Origin of the sequence: Micromonospora sp. NPDC049101, assembly GCF_040648675.1 — a bacterium.
GTDB lineage: Bacteria > Actinomycetota > Actinomycetes > Mycobacteriales > Micromonosporaceae > Micromonospora.
Map to the genome: position 1 here is coordinate 230,054 of NZ_JBEZED010000002.1, position 15,846 is coordinate 245,899.

The following is a 15,846-nucleotide window of genomic DNA, read 5'->3' on the forward strand; positions in this document are numbered from 1 at the left end:
CCGTTGTCGCTTTACATACAAAACCTATAGGTTTGATAGGTTATGCGTCATGCAGAGCCGCCTCGTCGCCGCCGGTGCTTAGGTTAGGGCTCGGGTTTGCCCGACGGTAGGTGAGTGACATCACGTCCGGCGATCACTCCGAGGTCGGAGGCGGGCGCCGCCGATGAATTGACATTCCTCTGTAGTTCTCCTGTATCTTCACGAGCTTCCCGGCCGAGTGGGAGCGCCACGGAGACCGCCCGGCCGACGTCCCCCTGGCGTCGCTGAGGGGGATTTGACAATCACTTGACCCAGCTCTGCGGGGAAACTGTGAATGCACGGGTTGAATCCAGGACGGCAGCCGACTGAGGATTGTCGGCGTCACTCCGATGGTGGCGTCCATCAATTCGAATGGTGCGCTGCGGCCATCAGTCGGGAGGAAAACCATGGATGCTTCGGCGATCGTCGTCGGCGCCGGCCCGGCCGGTCTCGCACTGGCCGGAGAGCTTCGGCTGGCCGGTGCGGACGTCGTCGTGCTGGACCGGCTGACCGCTCGCTCCGGCGAATCCCGGGGCCTCGGATTCACCGTCCGTACGCTGGAGACCTTCGACCAGCGGGGACTGTTGCCCCGCTTCCCTCAGCTGCAGACCACCACCCGTGGTCACTTCGGCGGCATCCCGCTCGACCTGGCCGTGCTCGGCGAGCAGGCCCGCGCCGTGCAGGGCATACCGCAGTCGGTGACCGAGAAGGTCCTCGAGGAGTGGGTACGCGACCTGGGTGGCGACATCCGTTTCGGACACGAGATGCTCGACCTCGAACAGGACGAGGACTCCGTACAGGTTCGGATCCGCACGGCCGGTGGGGAGCAGCACCTGCGCGCCCGCTACCTGATCGGCGCCGACGGCGGCCGCAGCCGGGTGCGTGAGCGCGCCGGCATCGCCTTCCCCGGCACCGAACCCACCACCGAGTTGCTGCTCGCCGACATCCGCGGCGCCGACATCACACCGCGGATGACCGGACAGGTGCTCGCCAACGGCATGGTGATGGCGGCACCCCTCGGCGACGGCGTCGACCGAGTGATCGTCTGCGAGCGCGGCGCCGAACCCCGTCGCCGCACCGCCGCACCCTTGTTCAGCGAGGTCGCCGAAGCCTGGAAACGGCTGACCGGCACCGACATCTCGCATGCCGAGGCGATCTGGGTCAGCGCCTTCACCGACACGGCGCGCCTGGCCGAGCAGTACCGGCGCGGCCGGGTGCTGCTCACCGGAGACGCCGCCCACGTGCACCTGCCCGCCGGCGGACAGGGCATGAACACCTCCATCCAGGACGCCGTCAACCTGGGCTGGAAACTGGCCGCGGTCCTGCGCGGCACCGCCCCCGAAAGCCTGTTGGACACGTACCACACCGAACGCCATGAGGTCGGCCGGCAGTTGCTGGCCAACACCCAGGCTCAGGCCCGTCTCATCCTCGGCGGAGAGGAGGCCCAGCCGATCCGCGACGTCCTGACCGAACTGATGGCTCACGAACCGGTACGACGGCACCTGGCGGCCAAGGTGAGCGGCCTCGACATCCGCTACGACGTCGGCGCCGGTACGCATCCACTGCTCGGTGCCCGGCTGCCCCGGCTCACCCTGCTGGCCCGCGACCGCCCGGGCGACACCGCCGCGCTGCTCCGACCCGGCCGCGGCGTGCTCCTCGATGTCGACGACAACCCGTGGCTGCGCCGGCGGGCCGCCGGCTGGCGCGACCGCGTCGACATCGTCACGGCGAGTCTGCGCGACCCGCAGTCCATCGAGGCGCTCGCCGGCGCCACCGCGGTCCTGGTGCGGCCTGACGGCTACGTCGCCTGGGCCGCCCCGGGAACCCGGGACGACCTGCCCACTGCGCTGAACCGGTGGTTCGGACCGGCCCGCGCCCGCACCCAGGAGAAATGATGACCCACAGTTCCCTGATCGTCGCCCGCATGCAGCCGGGCTCCGCCGACGCGGTGTCCGAGCTGTTCTCCCGATTCGACGACACCGACATGCCGCACCGAATGGGCACCCGCCGCCGTGAGCTGTTCGCCTACCGCGGCCTCTACTTCCACCTGCAGGACTTCGACCAGCCGGACGGTGCCGAGCGCATCCACGAGGCCCGTATCGACGACCGTTTCGTCCAGATCAGCGCCGACCTCAAGCCCTACATCGAGGCCTACGACCCGGCCACCTGGCGCTCCCCGGCCGACGCCCTGGCGCAGCGCTTCTACCACTGGGAAGCTCGATGACCGCCCCCCGCCGCGTGGTCATCACCGGAATCGGGGTCACCGCGCCGGGTACACCGGGTGCCAAGGAATTCTGGCAGCTCATCTCCGACGGCCGTACCGCGACCCGGCGCATCTCGTTCTTCGACCCCACGCCGTTCCGCTCGCACGTCGCCGCCGAGGTCGACTTCAACCCGGAGAGCGCCGGCCTGCGCCCGCAGGAGATCCGCCGGATGGACCGGGCGGCGCAGTTCGCGGTGGTCACCGCCCGGGAAGCGGTGCAGGACAGCGGCCTGGAACTTGACACCCTCGACCCGGGCCGCATCGGCGTCACCATTGGCAGCGCGGTCGGCGCCACGATGAGCCTGGACCAGGAGTACCGCACGGTCAGCGACGGCGGCCGTCTGACCACCGTGGACCACCGGTATGCGGTGCCGCACCTCTACGACTATCTGGTGCCCAGCTCCTTCGCCACCGAAGTGGCGTGGGCCACCGGTGCCGAAGGCCCCAGCACCGTGATCTCCACCGGCTGCACGTCCGGCCTCGACGCGATCGGCTACGCCGCCGACGTCATCCGGGACGGCCTCGCCGACACCATGATCGCTGGTGCCACCGACGCGCCGATCTCGCCGATCACCGTCGCCTGCTTCGACGCCATCAAGGCGACCACCGACCGCAACGATGACCCGGAGACCGCCTCCCGTCCCTTCGACGCGACCCGCAACGGCTTCGTACTCGGCGAGGGAGCCGCCGTGTTCGTGCTCGAGGAACTGGATGCCGCCCGCCGCCGCGGCGCGCACGTCTACGCCGAGGTGGCTGGCTACGCCACCCGGTCCAACGCCTTCCACATGACCGGGCTGCGCCCCGACGGCCGGGAGATGGCCGAGGCGATCCGCACGGCCCTCGCCGAGGCGCGGCTCAACCCCTCCGACATCGACTACGTCAACGCGCACGGCTCGGGCACCAAACAGAACGACCGGCACGAGACCGCCGCCGTCAAGGACAGCCTCGGTGACCACGCCTACCGCGTCCCGATGAGCTCGATCAAATCGATGGTCGGCCACTCGCTGGGGGCGATCGGCTCCATCGAGGTCGCCGCCTGCGCACTGGCCATGGAGCACCACGTCGTGCCGCCCACCGCCAACCTGCACCACCGAGACCCCGACTGCGACCTCGACTACGTGCCACTGACGGCTCGCAGCCACCGCACCGACGCCGTGCTCTCGGTCGGCAGCGGCTTCGGCGGCTTCCAGAGCGCCGTGGTGCTGGCCCGGCCCGACAGGAGCCCTCGATGACCGTCCGCACCGTCGTGACCGGACTCGGCATCGCCAGCCCCACCGGCGTCGGCGTCGACCCGTACTGGCAGGCCACCCTGCGCGGGCGGACCGCCATCGTCCCGATCACCAGGTTCGACGCGTCCGGATACCCCGCCACGCTGGCCGGTGAGATCACCGGGTTCGCCCCCGAGCAGGAGCTGCCCGACCGGCTGTTGCCGCAGACCGACCGGATGACACGACTGGCCCTGGTCAGCGCCGACCGGGCCCTGGCCGACGCGGCGCTGACCCCCGCCGACGTCGGGCCGTACGACATCGGCGTGATCACCGCGAGTCACTCCGGCGGGTTCGAATTCGGTGAGAAGGAACTGCGGGCGCTGTGGAGCCAGGGCGGGCAGTTCGTCTCCGCCTACCAGTCGTTCGCCTGGTTCTACGCCGTCAACAGCGGCCAGATCTCGATCCGCAACGGCCTGCGCGGCCCCGCCGCCGTCGTCGTCAGCGACCAGGCCGGGGGACTCGACGCCGTGGCCCACGCCCGCCGGCAGGTCCGCAAGGGAACGCCGGTGGTCGTCGCCGGCGCCGTCGACGCGTCCCTGTGCTCGTGGGGCTGGGTCGCCCAGCTGGCCGGCGGACGGCTCAGCAACAGCCGCGACCCGCACCGCGCCTACCTGCCGTTCGATCCGCGCGCGGCCGGGCACGTACCCGGTGAGGGCGGTGCCCTGTTGATCGTCGAGGACGCGGATCACGCACGGCGACGGCAGGCCCCGCACGTCTACGGCGAGATCGCCGGGCACGCCGCAACCACCGACCCGGCCCCCGGCACCGGCCGCCCCACCGGCCTGGCCCGGGCGATCACCCTCGCGCTTGCCGAAGCCGGCGCGGACCCCACCGACATCGACGTGGTCTTCGCCGACGCGGCCGCGGTTCCCGAACTCGACCGTGTCGAAGCTGCCGCGATCAGCACCGTGTTCGGCCCGCGCGGAGTGCCGGTGACCGCCCCCAAGACGATGACCGGCCGGCTGTACTCGGGCGCTGCCCCGCTGGACGTGGCCGCCGCCCTGCTCAGCATCCGCGACGGTGTCATCCCGCCCACGGTGAACAGCGACCCGGCCCCGGAGTACGAACTCGACCTGGTCACCGGAGCGCCACGACCCGCCCCGGTGCGTACCGCCCTGGTGCTCGCCCGCGGCCACGGCGGCTTCAACTCCGCCCTGGTCGTCCGCGCGCCACAGCCCGCGCTCGTCAGCACCTCCCGCCCCTCCTGACCGGAAAGGCCAAACCATGCCCGGATCCGCCCCCTTCACCCTCGACGACCTCCGGCGCATCCTGCGCGACGGCGCCGGCACCAGCGAGAACGTCAACCTCGCCGGCGACATCCTGGACACCGCCTTCGCCGACCTGGGCTACGACTCGCTGGCCCTGCTGGAGACCGGCAGCCGCATCGCTCGCGAGTTCGCCGTCGGCCTCGACGACGAACTGCTCGTCGGCGACACCCGCCCCCGCGAAGTCATCGACGCCGTCAACACCCAGCTCGCCGCCGGGAGCCCGACGTGAGCGCCGGCCGGACGGCGCTGGTCACCGGCGGCACTAGCGGGATCGGCCTGGCCGTGGTCCGCCTGCTGGCCACCCAGGGACACCGGGTGTTCTTCGGCGCGCGGACCGCCGCCGCGGTCACCGACACCGTCAAGCAGTTGACCGGCGAGGGTCTCGACGTCGACGGCGCCGCCGTGGACGTGCGCGACGGCGCGCAGGTCCACACCTTCGTGCAGAGCGCCGTCAACCGGTACGGCCCGATCGACATCCTGGTCAACAACGCCGGCCGCAGTGGCGGCGGGGTCACCGCCGACCTCGACGACGAACTCTGGGCCGACGTGCTGGAGACGAACCTGACAAGCGTCTTCCGGGTCACCCGGGAGGTGCTCAACACCGGCGGTCTGCGCGGCAAGGACAGTGGCCGCATCATCAACATCGCCTCGACCGCCGGCAAGCAGGGCGTCGTGCTCGGCGCACCGTACTCGGCGTCCAAACATGGCGTCGTCGGCTTCACCAAGGCGCTCGGCAACGAGTTGGCCCCCACCGGCATCACCGTCAACGCCGTCTGCCCCGGCTACGTCGAGACGCCCATGGCCCAGCGGGTCCGGCAGGGCTACGCGGCCGCGTACGAGACCAGCGAGGAAGCGATCCTCGAAAAGTTCCAGGCCAAGATTCCCCTCGGCCGGTACTCGACCCCCGAAGAGGTCGCCGGTCTGGTCGGCTACCTCGCCTCCGACCCCGCCGCCTCGATAACCGCCCAGGCACTGAACGTCTGCGGCGGCCTCGGCAACTTCTGACCCTCCCGAAAGGACCTGTCATGGCCAACCGCCAGGTCGAACACGAGATCACCGTCGAGGCGTCCGCCCCCGACGTCTACCGCCTGCTCGCGGAGGTGGAGAACTGGCCCCGACTGTTCCCGCCCTCGATCCACGTCGACTACCTGGAACGCGACGGCACCCAGGAACGCATCCGCATCTGGGCCACCGCCAACGGCGAGGCGAAGAACTGGACGTCACGCCGCGTGCTCGACGAAGCGGGCCTGCGCATCCAGTTCTGGCAGGAGGTGCCCGCCCCACCGGTACGCGAGATGACCGGGACCTGGATCATCGAGCCGCTCGCCGAACGCCGCAGCAGGGTCCGCCTGCTGCACGAGTACTCCGCGATCGACGACGACCCGGAGAAGCTCGCCTGGATCGACCGGGCCGTCGACGACAACAGCCGCGCCGAGCTGCCCGGGCTGCGCGACAGCCTGGAACTGACGGCGGCCGGCGAGCTCACCCTGTCGTTCACCGACAGCGTCGAGATCGACGGCTCCGCCAAGGACGTCTTCGACTTCCTCAACGAGGCCCAGCACTGGGCCGACCGGCTGCCGCACGTGTCCGCCGTGGAGTTCAGCGAGTCCACTCCCGGCCTGCAGACCCTGCGGTTGACGACCCTGACCAAGGACGGCTCCTCGCACGTCACCGAGTCGGTCCGGGTGGCCTTCCCGCACCACCGCATCGTCTACAAGCAGACCACCCTGCCGGCCCTGCTCACCCTGCACACCGGCTACTGGCAGCTGGACGAGGACGCCGACGGCCGGACCACCGCGACCGCGGAACACACCGTGGCGATCAACCCGGACCGCATTGCCGGCATCCTCGGGGCCGATGCCGGCCTGCCGGAGGCTCACCGGTTCCTGCGCGAGGCCCTCGGTGGCAACAGCCTGACCACCCTGCGCCACGCCAAGGAGTACGCGGAAGCCCGGCGATGACCACCACCGGCGATCCGGGGCGCCGCGACGTGGTGGTCGCCGGAGCCGGTCCGGTCGGCCTGCTGCTGGCCGGCGACCTCGCCCGGAACGGCGTCACGGTCACCGTGCTCGAACAGCGGACCGCGCCGCACACCGAGTCACGCGCCTCCACCCTGCACGCGCACACCATGGAGCTGCTGGCCGGGCGTGACGTGCTTCCCCTGCTCGGCGACCTGCCCGAGGGTGGGCCTGGCCACTTCGGCGGCATCCGGCTCGATCTCGCCGCAGGGGAGGCGGGGCACCCGTACGCCGGGCAGTGGAAGTGCCCGCAGACCCGACTGGAGTCGGTCCTCGCCACCTGGGCGGTCGCGGCGGGCGCCGACATCCGGCGCGGGGCGGTCGTCACCGGGCTGCGGCAACACGACGACGGCGTCGAGATCGACTACTTCGACACCCGCGCCGGCCCGGCCCGGATCGCCGCCGGTCACCTGGTCGGCTGCGACGGCGAACGCAGCACCGTACGCCAGCTTGGCGGGTTCAGTCTGACCGGACCGACCACCGGAACCAGCCGGGAGCTGCTCCGCGCCGACGTGGACGGCATCGACGTGCCGGACCGGCGCTTCGAACGCCGGCCGCGCGGCATGGCCACGGCCGTGCGGTGGCCGGACGGCGCCACCCGGATCATGGTGCACCGCTACGGTGCCGCACCACGCTGGCGCACCGGGCCGGTGGCGTACACCGAAGTGGCCGAGACCTGGGCCGAGGTCACCGGCGAGGACATCGGGCACGGCACGCCCCGCTGGGTGAACGCCTTCGACGACGTCGGCCGGCAGGCCGCCGAGTACGTCCGCGGCCGGGTGGTGCTGGCCGGCGACGCCGCCCACCAGCAGCTCCCGGCCGGCGGCCAGGCCCTGAACCTCGGCCTGCACGACGCCGCCGAGCTCGGCCCGCGGCTCGCCGCTCGGGCCAGGGGTGATGCCGGCGACAGCGTGCTCGCCGGCTACGACCGGATCCGGCGTGCGGCCGGCGCCCGCACGCTCACCAACATCCGCGTCCAGGCCGACCTGCTGCTCGGCGACCCGGGCGTGGACGGCCTGCGGTCGGTCTTCACCGAACTGCTCCAGCTCGACGCGGCCCGCGACCATCTGGCCCGTGCCGTCGGCGGCCTCGACCGCACGGCGCCCACCCACGACTCCGAGAAGAAAGGTGTTCCGGCATGAGCCGACTCACCGGCAAGACCGCACTCGTCACCGGATCCAGCCGGGGCATCGGCCGGGCGACCGCGATCCGGCTGGGCCGCGAGGGCGCACTGGTGGCCGTCCACTACGCCGCCAACACCGCTGCCGCGGAGGAGACCGTGGCCCTGATCGAGAAGGACGGTGGCCAGGCCTTCGCCGTGCAGGCCGAACTCGGCGTCCCGGGCGACGTGCACACCCTGTCCCTGGGCCTGGAACAGCAGCTCAAGGACCGCACCGGGGAGACGACACTCGACATCCTGGTGAACAACGCGGGCGAGACCACCGCAACCGGCATCCCGTTCGAGGAGGTCACCGGCGCGGTCTTCGACAGGTTCTTCGCCGTCAACGCCCGAGCCCCGTTCTTCCTCGTCCAGCGGGCGCTGGCGCACCTGCCGGCCGGCGGCCGCATCATCAACATCTCCTCGGGGCTCACCCGGGTCGCCAATCCCGACCAGATCCCGTACGCGATGACCAAGGGCGCCATCGAGCAGCTCACCCTGCACCTGGCGCGGCTGCTCGCGCCGCGCGGCATCACCGTCAACACGGTCGCTCCCGGCATCACCGACAACGGCGGGCCGGTGTTCGACATCCCGGAGGTCGTGAAGCACATGGCGAGCCTGTCCGCCTTCGACCGGGTCGGTCAGACCGGCGACGTCGCGGATGTGATCACCTTCCTGGCCACCGACGAGGCGCGCTGGATCACCGGCGCCTTCCTCGACGCCACCGGCGGGACGTTGCTGGGATGAGCATCCGGCAGAGCACGGCGCAACTCGCCGACCTCAAGGAGGCGGTCCGGCTGGGCCCGGACCCCGCCGCCACCGAACGCCAGCATGCTCGCGGCAAGCTGACCGCCCGGGAACGCATCGACCTGCTGCTCGACAAGGACAGCTTCACCGAGGTGGAGGCCCTGCGCCGGCACCGTGCCACCGAGTTCGGCCTGCAACACCGCCGCCCGCACACCGACGGTGTGGTGACCGGCTGGGGCACCGTCGAGGGCCGCACCGTGTTCGTCTACGCCCACGACTTCCGGATCTTCGGCGGGGCGCTCGGGGAAGCACACGCTCAGAAGATCCACAAGTTGATGGATCTGGCGATCTCCGCCGGGGCCCCGCTGGTGTCGCTCAACGACGGCGCCGGTGCTCGCATCCAGGAGGGGGTGACCGCCCTCGCCGGTTACGGCGGCATCTTCCAGCGCAACACCCGCGCCTCCGGCGTCATCCCGCAGATCAGCGTGATGCTGGGACCGTGCGCGGGCGGCGCGGCGTACAGCCCGGCCCTGACCGATTTCGTGTTCATGGTCCGCGACACCGCGCAGATGTTCCTCACCGGGCCGGACGTGGTGCGGGCGGTCACCGGTGAGCAGATCAGCCAGAACGAACTCGGCGGCGCCGACGTGCACGCCGGCGTATCCGGGGTGGCCCACTTCGTCCACGACGACGAGGAGAGCTGCCTGGCCGACGTGCGGTACCTGCTCTCGCTCCTGCCGGCCAACAACCGCGAACTGCCACCCACCGTCGTCAGCGGCGATCCCGCACAGCGGCCCAGCGACGCGCTGCTCGACCTGGTGCCGGCCGACGGCAGCCGGGCGTACGACATGCGCGCCGTGCTCGCCGAGATCGTCGACGACGGCGAACTGCTGGAGGTGCACGAGACGTACGCCCGGAATCTGGTCTGTGCCCTCGCCCGCCTCGACGGGCAGGTGGTTGGCATCGTGGCCAACCAGCCCGCCGTGCTGGCCGGTGTCCTGGACATACCGGCCAGCGAGAAGGGTGGCCGCTTCGTACAGTTCTGCGACGCCTTCAACATTCCCCTGATCACCTTGGTCGACGTGCCCGGCTTCCTGCCCGGAGTGGTGCAGGAGCACAACGGCATCATCCGGCACGGCGCGAAGCTGCTGTACGCCTACTGCGCCGCCACCGTCCCGCGGATCTCGCTGATCCTGCGCAAGGCCTACGGCGGGGCGTACATCGTGATGGACTCCCGGTCGATCGGCGCGGACCTGGCACTTGCCTGGCCGACCAACGAGATCGCCGTGATGGGGCCGGAGGGCGCCGCCAATGTGATCTTCCGCCGGGAGATCGCCGCGGCGCCCGACCCGGAGGCGGCGCGCGCCGAGAAGATCGCCGAGTACCGCGCGGAACTCGTCCACCCGTATCACGCGGCCGAACGAGGGCTGATCGACGACGTGGTGGACCCGCGGCAGACCCGCCCGGTGCTGTGCCGCGCGCTGGCCATGCTCGCCACCAAACACGGCGACATCCCGCATCGCAAGCACGGCAACCCTCCGTTGTGAAAGGACGCACCGTGGATGTCGGACTGCTCTTCGACCTGCGCAACCCCCAGCGATGGCAGCGGCCCCGCGACCGCCACTACGGCCGGATCCTCGACTTCTGCACCGAGGCTGACCAGCGGGGTGTCGGTGGCCTCTGGTTCACCGAGCATCACCTGTTCGCCGACGGCTACCTTCCGCAGCCACTGACCTTCGCGGCGGCGGCCGCCGCCCGGACCCGGCGGGCCCGCATCGGCACCGCGGTGGTGGTGGCCCCACTGCACCATCCCGTCGAGATCGCCGAGCAGGCGGCCGTGGTGGACCTGATCAGTGGAGGGCGCCTGGAACTCGGTCTCGGGGCCGGCTACCGCCGTCCCGAGTACCAGCTCTACGACGTCGACTTCGCCCGCCGCATCTCCCGCGCCGGTGAGCACATCGAGCGGGTGCGGGAGCTGTGGCGCGAGCGTGGCATCACCCCGGCGCCGGTGCAGGATCCTCCCCCGCTGTGGGGCGGGTTCTACGGGCCGCGCGGTGCCCGCCTGGCGGGCCGGCTCGGCATCGGCCTGCTGCACCTGTCGCGCGAGTCGTTCGTGGAGTACCAGCTGGGTCTGGCCGAGGGCGGCCACGATCCCTCGGTCGCGAGGCTCGCGGATCTGCTGCCCATCCTGCTGGCCCGGGACCCGGAGCGGGCGTGGGCCCGGGTCGGCCCGCACCTGGTGCACCAGGTCAACTCCTACCGGCAGGGTGCGCTGGAGGGCACCGGCCGCAACTCTCCGCCGCTGACGCTCGACGACCTCCGCGACCCGAACGCTCAGGACACCCGGGGCCTGCTGCGGATCCTCACCGCGGAGGAGGCGGCAGTGGAGATCAAGGAGCTGACCGCCGGGCTGCCGGTCCGCCACCTGATCTTCTGGGCGGACATCGCCGGCATGCCCGACGATCTGGTCGCCGACAACATCGCCCTGGTCACCGGCCGTCTTCCGGCGCTGCTGGCCGCGGCCTCATGACGGTGCTCACCTCGCGCCGCTCGTCCGCCCTGCTGCTCGTCCTGTCCGCCACCATGATCCTCGACGCGGTCGAGGTGTCGGTGGTGCTTGTCGCGGTGCCGCACGTCGCGGCGGACCTGGGCCTGTCCCTCGTCTCGGCGCAGTGGCTGGTCAGCGGGTTCGCCGCCGGGTTCGCGGTGCTGCTGCCGTTCGGGCCGTGGCTGGCCCGCCGTTTCGGGCGCCGCCGCACCTATCTGACGGCGATGGCCGGCTTCGCCGTGGCGTCCCTTGCCGGCGGCGTCGCCGACAGCGGTGCGGTGCTGATCGGCATCCGCGCGGTCAAGGGCATGTGCGCGGCCCTGACCGCCCCCGCCGGGCTGGCCATCATCGCGACCACCTACCCCGACGAGGCCGCGCGGCGCCGCGCCGTCGCCGTGTACTCGCTGTTCGGAGCGGCCGGGTTCACCACCGGCCTGCTGCTGTCCGGTGTGCTGGCCGAATCCGGATGGCGGTGGACCTTCGTCTTCCCGGCACCGGTGGCCATCGCGTTGATGCTGCTCAGCCGCCGTCTGCTGCCACCGGACTCGCCGGAGTCGGCACACTCGGACGTCCGGCCAACCGGACTGCGGATCACCGGCGCGCTGCTCGGGGCGGCGGTGACGGCATCGGCTCTCAACGGGGGCTACCAGACCCTGCTGCTGCTGCTCACCTTCGACCTGCAAGGCCGGTTCGGGTGGACCGGCTGGCAGAGCGCCTTCGCTCTGCTGCCGGCGTGCCTGCCGCTCGCACTCGCCGCACCGTGGGGCGCTGCCCTGGTAGCCCGGTTCGGCGGGGACCGCCTGATCGCCCTGGGGGCCGCCGCCGCGCTGCTGGGCTACCTGAGCCTGCTGTGGCATCCGCACCCCGCCCGGTACGTCACCGGCGTACTGCCGGCGCTGTCCCTGGTCGGTCTCGGTTTGGTGCTGTCGTTCGCCGCGCTCAACATGCGTGCGACCACGGCGGCGCCACCCGGCCGAGGGCCTGCGGCGATCGCGTTCTACCAGGCGGCGGTCCAGGCCGGAACCGTGGCGCTGCTGCCCGTCGCCGCGACCGTCACCGCTGCCGGCGAACGGCGTACCGCCTGGCTGATCCTCTCCCTGGCGGCGGCGGTTGGCCTGCTGGCCGCCGTCGGCGTCTCGTCCCCGCACAGGAAGGCAGTTCCTTGACCGACATCTCGCCGTTACGACTCGCGGTGATCATCGCCAGCGTCCGGGACACTCGGCTCGGCCCGGCCGTCAGCGAGTGGGTGCTGGCCCAGACGGCCGCCCGGCCCGAGCTCGACGTCAATCTCATCGACCTGCTCGACCATCCGCTGCCGCTGGTGCTGCCGGCACCCGGGCGGTCCCCGGAACCCGAGGTGGCCGCGATCCGTGACCGGCTGAGCAGGCAGCTGGCCGAGGCCGACGCCTTCGTCATCGTCACGCCGGAGTACAACCACAGCTTCCCGGCATCGCTGAAGAACGTCCTCGACTGGTTCCTCAGCGAGTGGGCCGGCAAGCCGGTCGGCTTCGTCTCCTACGGCGGCCACGCGGGAGGGCTGCGCGCGGTCGAGCAGCTACGGCTGGTCTTCGCCGAGCTGCACACCGTCACCGTGCGGGAGACGGTCAGCTTCCACCACGCATGGCAACAGTTCCCCGTCGGCGCGACGGTGACCGACGCGGGTGCCGCGGCGGCTGCCAAGACACTGTTCGACCAGCTCGTCTGGTGGGCCCGCCCGCTGCGTGCCGCCCGCGCGGAGCACCCGTATGGCTGACCCGGACTCCCCGGAGCCGGACGTCGCGGCGGTCTTCGTGACCCGCTGGTACACCCCGGCGGCGACCGCCGCGGTGCTCCAGGAGGTGACCGCGGCCTGGGCCGCGGCCCCGTGGCCGCCGGGTCTGCTGTCCCTGGACGCCTATGCCGGGGTCACCGCCGAGACCGCACTGCTGTACGTGCGCGCCGCCGACCCGGACGCCTACGCCCGGCACGTCAGCACTCTGCCCGGCGTGGCCCGGCGCACCGCCGTCGAGTACCGGCCGCACCGGGCCATCGTGCTCGACGGCGCTCCGACCGCCGGATGCGCGGTCGTCGCCGATTTCGACGTCGACGACCCGCCCCGGCAGGAGCAGATCGTCACGTCCGTGGTGCGGGCGCTGGAGCAGACACCCCCGGAGCACCACCGCGGCATGCTCAGTGCCCGTTTCCACCTCAGCGTGGACGGCACCCGGGTGCTCAACCTGGCGCGGTGGACCGACGACGCGGCCCACGAGGCATTCCTCGCGGGCGCCACCCGGCGGGCGACACTGCGGGCCACCGCCGCGACCCCCGGAGTACGGCCGATCGGTTTCCAGCGCTACCACCTGTTCCGCAGCCTCGGCCCGACCCGAATCAAGGAGAACCAGCCATGACCATCCTGGTGACCGGAGCCGGCGGACGCATCGGCGCCACAGTTCTGCGGCAGCTGTACGAACAGGGCCGGCCGGTCCGGGCGGCCGGCCGGACGAAGCCGGCGGACCTGCCCGGCGGCGTGGAGTGGGTCGACCTTGATCTGGCCGCGCCCACGTCGGCGGCACGGGCGTTGGCCGGAGTCGACCAGGTCTTCCTCTACGCCCAGCCCGAGGGCGCTGAGCAGCTTCTGAAAGTGGCCGCCGACGCCGGCCTGCGGCACATCGTGCTGCTGTCGTCGCTGGCCATCGACCACGATGCCGGCCAGCCCGGTCCGATCGCGCGCCAGCACCTGTTGGTCGAGCGGGCCATCGAGGTCTCGGGGATCGGCGCGACCGTGCTGCGTCCCGGGGCCTTCGCCAGCAACGCGCTGCAGTGGGCCGCGCAGATCCGGGCCGAGGGCGGGGTGGCGTTGCCGTACCCGGACACCTACAGCGAGCCGCTGCACCCGGACGATCTCGCGCAGGTCGCGGTGCGTGCGTTCGACGACGGCCCGGCCGGTGCGGTGCACCGGATCACCGGCCCGCAGTCGCTGTCGGCCCGCGAACAGGTCCGGGCCATCGCGGCGGCGATCAATGGGCCGATCGAGGTACGCGAGATCGACCCGCAGGCGTACGCCCAACAGTTGGCGGTGCACGTACCGGCGACCTTCGTCCGTGCCCTGCTGGACTACCAGCGCGAACGTGACGGGCAGCCCGGGCCGGTGTACGACGTCGCCGCGTTGCTGGGCCGCCCGGCCCGGTCGTTCGCGACGTGGGCGGCCGAGAACGCCGCATCGTTCCGCTGAACTCCGACGGCTCGGGCGCGACCCCTTCGGGAGTCGCGCCCGAGCCGTTTCGTCACCAGTTGACGGGCAGGTGCCGCACGCCGCGCATGACACGGTTGCGCTGCCAGCTCACCTCGTCGGCGGGGACCGCCAGCCGCAACCCCGGCAGCCGGCGCACCAGAGTGTCCAGCATGACCTGCAGCTCCAGGCGGGCCAGCGCGGCCGCCGGGCAGTGGTGCGGCCCGTGACCGAAGGCTACGTGCGGATTGGTGGCACGGCCCAGATCGATGGTCTCGGGGTCGGTGAAGACGGCCGGGTCACGGTTGGCGGCGTCGTTCTGTGCCACCACGGCGTCACCGGCCCGGATCACCTGGCCGTGCAGTTCGACGTCGACGACGGCGACCCGGGAGAAGGGAGCCACCGCGGCCGCGAGGGGCGTGAACCGCAGCAGCTCCTCGACCGCGCTGGGCACCAGGGTGGGTTCGGCCACCACCTGCTGCCACAGTTCTGGTCGCGAGAGCAGGGTGTAGAGGAAGTTGCCGGTCTGGTTCGCGGTGGTCTCGTGACCGGCGGTGAGCAGGTCGACCGCGAAGATCGCGAGTTCCGCGTCGGTGAGCCGGTCCTCGCCCTCGCGTGCGGCGACCAACTGGCTGAGCAGGTCGTCACCGGGATCGCGTTGCCGCCGGGCGATCAGCTCGCGTAGGTATCCGTCCAGGCTGGCGCGTGCCGCTTCGATGGCTCGTGGATCGTCGGCGGTGAGCGCCATCATCTCGTTCGTCCAGCCCCGGAAGCGGTCCCGGTCCTCCGGCGGGACGCCGAACACCTCGCAGATCACCGTGATGCCCATCGGCCACGCCAGCATGACGGCCAGGTCCGCCGGTGGCCCGGCGTCGACCAGGCGGTCGACGAGAAGGTCCACAGTGCCCTGTACGCGTGGCCGGGTGGCGTCGACCTGATGTTTGGTGAAGGCCTTCGCCGCGAGCCGGCGTAGCCGGGTGTGCTCGGGAGGGTCCATGCTCAGCAGCGATTCCGGCTGCTGGATCAGCGGGCTCGAACGGGGCACGTCCTTGCCAACACCGGCCGCCCGGCTCAGGCGGGGATCGGCGAGCACCGCACGGACGTCCTCGTAGCGGGTCACCAGCCAGGCGTCGCCGCCGTGCGGCATGGTCACGCGGGCCAACGGTTCCCGGTCCCGCAGTTCGGCGTACAGAGGATCGAGGTCCAGTCGTTCGGAGGTGAGGTCCGCGGAGTGGTAGGGGCAGCCGGGTGCGGCCCGATCGGGCTCAACGGTGGTCATGCGGGTCTCCGTCGCTACGAGGGCGGGCATTGCCTTCCGACCGTAGGACCGAGCTGGGAAACGTTATGCC

General features: G+C 71.7%; 16 protein-coding genes. 15 read left to right on the plus strand and 1 reads right to left on the minus strand.

From position 1 onward, the window contains the following. Positions 1-425: 425 nt before the first annotated feature. From AB0B57_RS03715 to AB0B57_RS03785, 15 genes are read left to right on the plus strand one after another with little or no spacing between them, the layout of a single operon-like run. The gene (locus tag AB0B57_RS03715) at positions 426-1,913 is read left to right on the plus strand and encodes an FAD-dependent monooxygenase (protein WP_357064819.1); all 1,488 of its coding nucleotides are present in this window, start codon (positions 426-428) and stop codon (positions 1,911-1,913) included. Further along, positions 1,913-2,242: a TcmI family type II polyketide cyclase gene (locus tag AB0B57_RS03720; RefSeq protein ID WP_357064821.1), complete on the plus strand. Its 330-nt coding sequence runs from the start codon at positions 1,913-1,915 to the stop codon at positions 2,240-2,242. The genes AB0B57_RS03715 and AB0B57_RS03720 overlap by 1 nt, the downstream gene beginning before the upstream one ends. After that, positions 2,239-3,513, plus strand: a complete 1,275-nt coding sequence (locus AB0B57_RS03725) for a beta-ketoacyl-[acyl-carrier-protein] synthase family protein (protein WP_357064822.1) — start codon at positions 2,239-2,241, stop codon at positions 3,511-3,513. The genes AB0B57_RS03720 and AB0B57_RS03725 overlap by 4 nt, the downstream gene beginning before the upstream one ends. Continuing rightward, the gene (locus AB0B57_RS03730; RefSeq protein ID WP_357064824.1) at positions 3,510-4,757 is read left to right on the plus strand and encodes a ketosynthase chain-length factor; all 1,248 of its coding nucleotides are present in this window, start codon (positions 3,510-3,512) and stop codon (positions 4,755-4,757) included. Before AB0B57_RS03725 ends, AB0B57_RS03730 begins: the two co-directional genes overlap by 4 nt. 16 nt (positions 4,758-4,773) lie before the next feature. Beyond that, entirely contained in the window at positions 4,774-5,046 is a 273-nt protein-coding gene (locus AB0B57_RS03735; protein WP_357064825.1) for an acyl carrier protein, read from the plus strand. Further along, positions 5,043-5,822, plus strand: a complete 780-nt coding sequence (gene fabG, locus AB0B57_RS03740) for a 3-oxoacyl-ACP reductase FabG (RefSeq protein WP_357064827.1) — start codon at positions 5,043-5,045, stop codon at positions 5,820-5,822. Before AB0B57_RS03735 ends, fabG begins: the two co-directional genes overlap by 4 nt. A 20-nt stretch (positions 5,823-5,842) precedes the next feature. Further along, on the plus strand, positions 5,843-6,778 hold the full coding sequence (locus tag AB0B57_RS03745; RefSeq protein ID WP_357064829.1) for an aromatase/cyclase: 936 nt from the start codon (positions 5,843-5,845) through the stop codon (positions 6,776-6,778). Then, complete coding sequence (locus AB0B57_RS03750; protein WP_357064831.1) at positions 6,775-7,977, plus strand: FAD-dependent monooxygenase; 1,203 nt, start codon at positions 6,775-6,777, stop codon at positions 7,975-7,977. The genes AB0B57_RS03745 and AB0B57_RS03750 overlap by 4 nt, the downstream gene beginning before the upstream one ends. Continuing rightward, complete coding sequence (locus AB0B57_RS03755; RefSeq protein WP_357064833.1) at positions 7,974-8,741, plus strand: SDR family oxidoreductase; 768 nt, start codon at positions 7,974-7,976, stop codon at positions 8,739-8,741. The genes AB0B57_RS03750 and AB0B57_RS03755 overlap by 4 nt, the downstream gene beginning before the upstream one ends. Next, a complete protein-coding gene (locus tag AB0B57_RS03760) occupies positions 8,738-10,288 on the plus strand; it encodes an acyl-CoA carboxylase subunit beta (RefSeq protein ID WP_357064835.1) in 1,551 nt (516 codons plus the stop codon). Before AB0B57_RS03755 ends, AB0B57_RS03760 begins: the two co-directional genes overlap by 4 nt. Positions 10,289-10,299: 11 nt before the next feature. After that, positions 10,300-11,271, plus strand: coding sequence for an LLM class flavin-dependent oxidoreductase (locus AB0B57_RS03765; RefSeq protein WP_357064837.1), 972 nt, complete (start codon positions 10,300-10,302; stop codon positions 11,269-11,271). Next, a complete protein-coding gene (locus AB0B57_RS03770) occupies positions 11,268-12,455 on the plus strand; it encodes an MFS transporter (protein ID WP_357064839.1) in 1,188 nt (395 codons plus the stop codon). The genes AB0B57_RS03765 and AB0B57_RS03770 overlap by 4 nt, the downstream gene beginning before the upstream one ends. Continuing rightward, the gene (locus tag AB0B57_RS03775) at positions 12,452-13,042 is read left to right on the plus strand and encodes an NAD(P)H-dependent oxidoreductase (RefSeq protein ID WP_357064840.1); all 591 of its coding nucleotides are present in this window, start codon (positions 12,452-12,454) and stop codon (positions 13,040-13,042) included. The genes AB0B57_RS03770 and AB0B57_RS03775 overlap by 4 nt, the downstream gene beginning before the upstream one ends. Next, positions 13,035-13,676: a hypothetical protein gene (locus AB0B57_RS03780; protein WP_357064842.1), complete on the plus strand. Its 642-nt coding sequence runs from the start codon at positions 13,035-13,037 to the stop codon at positions 13,674-13,676. The genes AB0B57_RS03775 and AB0B57_RS03780 overlap by 8 nt, the downstream gene beginning before the upstream one ends. Beyond that, complete coding sequence (locus AB0B57_RS03785) at positions 13,673-14,500, plus strand: NAD(P)H-binding protein (RefSeq protein WP_357064844.1); 828 nt, start codon at positions 13,673-13,675, stop codon at positions 14,498-14,500. The genes AB0B57_RS03780 and AB0B57_RS03785 overlap by 4 nt, the downstream gene beginning before the upstream one ends. Positions 14,501-14,552: 52 nt before the next feature. On the opposite strand, the gene AB0B57_RS03790 is transcribed toward AB0B57_RS03785, so the two are convergent. Further along, the gene (locus AB0B57_RS03790) at positions 14,553-15,776 is read right to left on the minus strand and encodes a cytochrome P450 (protein ID WP_357064846.1); all 1,224 of its coding nucleotides are present in this window, start codon (positions 15,774-15,776) and stop codon (positions 14,553-14,555) included. Positions 15,777-15,846 lie beyond the last annotated feature (70 nt).